This window comes from Haloferax sp. Atlit-6N (assembly GCF_003383195.1).
Lineage (GTDB): Archaea > Halobacteriota > Halobacteria > Halobacteriales > Haloferacaceae > Haloferax > Haloferax gibbonsii.
The window spans coordinates 1-605 of record NZ_QEQJ01000114.1 but is presented as its reverse complement, the minus strand read 5'-3'; the positions used below and the strand labels follow the sequence as shown (position 1 = coordinate 605).

The window sequence follows — 605 nt, the reverse complement described above, 5'->3', positions numbered from 1 at the left end:
CGTATCCACGGCGTTGAGTGATCACTGAAACAACTGAATATGCAGCGACGTGTGGTGCAGACCCCTCGCTCCGAGTGAAGCACCTCGATTCGTTCACTGGGTCTCTCACTCGTTTCAGTGCTATATTCAACTCTTACGCATATCACTCCACGCCGTGGTATTGCGCCTGTTCAGCCTATAAGGCGGCGTATAGGATACGCATAGATCGGTAGGGAGACCCGAATTTCCCACTCGGAAGTGGTTTGTGTCACCCGGTACGATGTGCCTACGAGATGACCATCCGCGCAGCGCGTCTCGGCTGTGCTCTCATCGTCGCCGTCGCGCTCGTCGTCGGTGCTGGCGCGACAGCTCCGAGCGCGTCCGCTCAATCAGTCACCCAGATCGCCGGGTCGGAGCTGGCGCCGGACGACGTCTCGATGCGCATCGACCTCCGTGCGAACGGCTCAGCCGCGTGGACGGTCGAGTATCGGGTACGGCTGGACGACGAGAACACGACCGAGGCGTTCCGCTCGCTGCAGGAGGACATTCGCGCGAACGAGTCCCAGTACGCCGCGGAGTTCGGCCAGCGAATGGCGTCGACGGCCGCGACCGCCGAGGACGCGACC

Annotated in this window: 1 pseudogene; it reads left to right on the top strand. The window is 62.0% G+C overall.

Annotated features, from left to right (window positions below):
• Positions 1–272 precede the first annotated feature (272 nt).
• A pseudogene (locus DEQ92_RS21455) lies at positions 273–605 on the top strand (hypothetical protein); the annotation flags it as partial.